Origin of the sequence: Burkholderia sp. LMG 13014, from assembly GCF_905232215.1 — a bacterium.
Lineage (GTDB): Bacteria > Pseudomonadota > Gammaproteobacteria > Burkholderiales > Burkholderiaceae > Burkholderia.
In genome coordinates this window covers 1-3,552 of sequence record NZ_CAJNKE010000600.1, presented here as the reverse complement: position 1 = coordinate 3,552, position 3,552 = coordinate 1, and the positions used below count along the sequence as shown (strand labels likewise).

The 3,552-nt window shown below is 67.8% G+C and carries 3 protein-coding genes; all 3 read right to left on the bottom strand.

Going from position 1 to position 3,552, the window contains the following annotated elements:
- Positions 1 to 187: 187 nt before the first annotated feature.
- Entirely contained in the window at positions 188 to 637 is a 450-nt protein-coding gene (locus tag JYJ84_RS31630) for a hypothetical protein (RefSeq protein WP_175219175.1), read from the bottom strand.
- A 128-nt stretch (positions 638 to 765) separates the two neighbouring features.
- Positions 766 to 2,883, bottom strand: coding sequence for a TonB-dependent siderophore receptor (locus JYJ84_RS31625; protein ID WP_175219177.1), 2,118 nt, complete (start codon positions 2,881 to 2,883; stop codon positions 766 to 768).
- Between the two features lie 38 nt (positions 2,884 to 2,921).
- Positions 2,922 to 3,552, bottom strand: a 631-nt coding sequence (locus JYJ84_RS31620; RefSeq protein WP_205189934.1) for a PepSY domain-containing protein, incomplete at its 5' end; no start/stop codon positions are given.

Here is a 3,552-nt window from a genome sequence, read left to right as displayed (position 1 = left end):
CCGGCGGCGCGCCCGCGCCGTCGGACGAACAACCGCTCAGGTTTCATTCGCGCGCCGGAGACTGAAGGGCGCGGCGAGGGTCGCGATCTCCTGCCCGGACAACGGCCCGGCCATCGTATGCGCGCCGGGTTCCGGCAGGGCCGGCCGTCGCGACAGGCGTGCAGCGCGTCGGCTGCACGGCGTCCCCCTACCATTTGAAGGTGCGCCACCGGTACGTATCGTCGAGCGACTCGATGACGAGCCGCTCGACCGGCACCGGCTTGATCGATCCGCACCACTCGAGCGGGTCGGCACCCTGCCGCACCCCCTCCGTGACGAGCGCGTCGCGCGCCGCGTCATCGACGCGCGCGCGCTGCCAGAGCGCCCGGTCGTGAAGCAGCTTCGTCGCATCGATCCCGAAGCGCACCAGCCCGCCGCCGGCCTGGCGCGTCTGCCACATCGTCAGTGTCACGCGATCGCCGGTCACGGGATCGATCGCCCGCCTGTTGGCCATCTTCTCCCAGTGGGGATTGCGCGAGAACCAGGCGACGGGTCTTGCTTCGGGCGCCATGTCGAGTGTGTTCGGCATGATGACTTCGCTCATGATGATCGATTCGAAGTGCAACATGACCGTGTAGTGCCACGCCATCGAAACCATCCGGAATCCTCTCTTTTCGATTGAACGTGTGCGCGGCGCGATCCGGCCCGGCCCGCCCGCATCGTCCGTCGTGACGGATCGACAGCGCGGGCGCGGCACCGCATCGTGCCGCGTCACATCGCCCGGTGTCAGAACCGGTAGTTCGCTACCACTTCGAGCCGCCGGTCGTTGCCGAGCAGGTACTGCGTCTCGTTGTAGTACGCGGACTGCACGAAGCGCCGGTTGAACACGTTGTAGGCGCGCGCGGTGATCGTCGTGTCCTTGCGCGGCTTCCACGCGAGGCCGAGGTCGACGGTGGTGTACGACGGCATCACGAGCTGGTTCGCGGTGTCGGCGAAGCGCTTGCCGACGTACTTGACGCCGGCGATGCCCGTCCAGTCCGGCGCGAAGCGCCAACTCACCCACAGGTTCGCGAGCCGCTGCGGCACCGATATCGGCACGTTGCCCGCGCGCGAGACCGTCGTGCCGCCGGACGTCTGCTGGAAGTCGTCGTATTTCGCGCGCAGGATCGACACGTTCGCGTCGACGCGCCAGTCCTTCGCGATCTCCGCGCCGACCGTTGCCTCGAGCCCGCGCGACGACTGCTGGCCGACCTGGATCGACTGGTTCGGGTTCAGCGGATCGGCCGTCAGGAGATTGCTCTTGACGATCCGGTACGCGGCCAGCGTCCATTCCGCCTTGCCGCCGAGGAACGACTGCTTCACGCCGATCTCGATCTGCCGGCCGGTCGCGAGCGTGAAGTTCGCCTTCGACGCATTCAGCGACAGCAGCGAGCTGATCGGATCGGCCGCGACCGAATACTGGCCGTACACGGCGAGGCCGGGCTGCACGTCGTACACGGTGCCGATGCGCCAGCCCGTGTTCGCGAAGACTTTCGTGAGCGCGCCGCCGTTCACGAGATCGTCGCGGTTCACGCTCGCGTGGTCGTAGCGCAGCCCGCCGATCACCGACCAGCGCGGCGTGAGCTCCAGCCGGTTCTCGGCGAACAGCGCGTACTGGTTCGCCTGGCTGCGGTACTTCGGAAAGGTGCCGGCCGTGTTGATGAAGCTGCCCGGATCGAAGTTGAACGGATCGACCGTCGACGTGCCCGAATACGGCGAGTTGTTGTCGTGCTGGAACGTCGTGTGATTGAACTCGAAGCCCGTCGAGAACGTGTTGCGCATCCCGAGCAGCGCGCTGGTCACGGTGGCCGCCGTCACGTTGCCGTACTGCTCCTGGTCGTGGAAGATCTCCGTGAAGCTGCTGCGCCGCACTTGCGAGGTCGACGGCAGGTATGTGTAGTACTCGGCATCCTTCCAGTGACGGTTGCTCTTCATCCGGTACAGCGTGCTCGTCACGTTCAGGCTGTCGCTCGGCTGCCAGTTCGCCGACACCGTCGCCCAGCTGTCGCGGAACGCGATGTCGCTGTCGCCGACGTTGTAGTTCTTCTTGTCGAGCGCGCGATCGCGCGCACCGTTGATGAGCGGCACGCCGAAATACTGCATCGGATGCTGGAAGCCCTGCGCGTACGATGCCGTCACGTACAGGTCGGACGTCACGTCGTAGCGCAGCGCGCCGGAGATCGACAGGTTGCGCGAATTGCCGCGGTCGACCCAGTTCGACGAGCGGTTGCCGCTGATGTCGAAGCGGTACGACAGCTTGTCGTTGATTGCGCCGCCGCTGCCGAACGCGACCCGCGCCGTGCCCTCGGTGCCGCCGCCCACCTGCAGCTCGTTCTGGATCGCGCCGCGCGTCGGCTTCTTCGGCACGATGTTGACGACCCCGCCGATCGCGCCTTCGCCGTAGATCACCGAAGCCGGGCCGCGCAGCACGTCGATGTGGTCGACCGACCACGTGTCGAACGGAAAGGTGATGCCGATCGCGCCGTACGGGCGCACGCCGTCATAGAGCTGCGTGACCGACGACGCGCCGACGAAGCCGCGCGCGCCGAGCTCCGAGCCGCCGTTGCCGGGATGCGGCGATGCGCTGATGCCGGCGGCGCGGCTCACCGCGTCGACGATCGAACTGTCGCCGCGCGTGTCGAGCGTCTTGCGGTCGATCTGCTCGACGCTCGCGGGCGTTTCGAGCGACGACAGGCCGAGGCGGCTACCGGTGTCGAGCGGCTGCGTGAGCGGCGTCGCCTTCTGCGCGTTGACGCGAATCGGGGCAAGCGTGGTGCCGGTTTGTCTGGCGTCGTTTTCCTGGGCTTGCCCGGCCGGCGCGAAGGCCGCGAGAAACGCGGCGGGCAGCATCAATCTGAACTTCATGTTTCGTTATCCTTCGAATCGGTGGAATCGCTTCGCGATCACGCTGCCGCGCGTGCCGCACGGCCGAACAGCAGACGGTCGAGCAACCAGACCGCGACGATCGTCGCGCCCATCAGCGGGAAGACGACGCCGAGCAGCAAGAGCCCCGCGATCCAGCCGCGCATCGGCGGCCTGCCGCGCTCGCGCGACGGCGCACCGAGCTTGGCCGCCGGGCGGCGCTTCCACCACATCACGGTGCCCGTGACGGCCATCGCGGCGAGCCCGAGCGACAGCACCGCGCAGAGGATCTGGTTCGCCAGCCCGAAGTAGCGGCCCATGTGCAGCGACGTGCCATACGACACGGCGCGCGATACCGCGCCATAGTCGTCATAGCGGATTTCCTTCAGCACGGCGCCGCTGTACTGGTCGATGTAGATCGTCCGCTCGGCCTTCGGGTCGTCCGGGAAGTACGACGCGGTGAACACGCCGTCCGCGCCGGACGGCAGCGCGAGCGTGTAGTCGCTCGTCACGCCGAGGCCCGCGACGATCGTGATCGCGCGGGCCAGCGGCAGCGGTGCCGGCGTCGGTGCCGATGGCGAATGCGGGACGGGCACGTTGCCGACCGCCCACGGCGTTTGCGGCAACGGCAGGTCGTCCATCACCATCCCGGGCATCGACTCGCCGGATGCG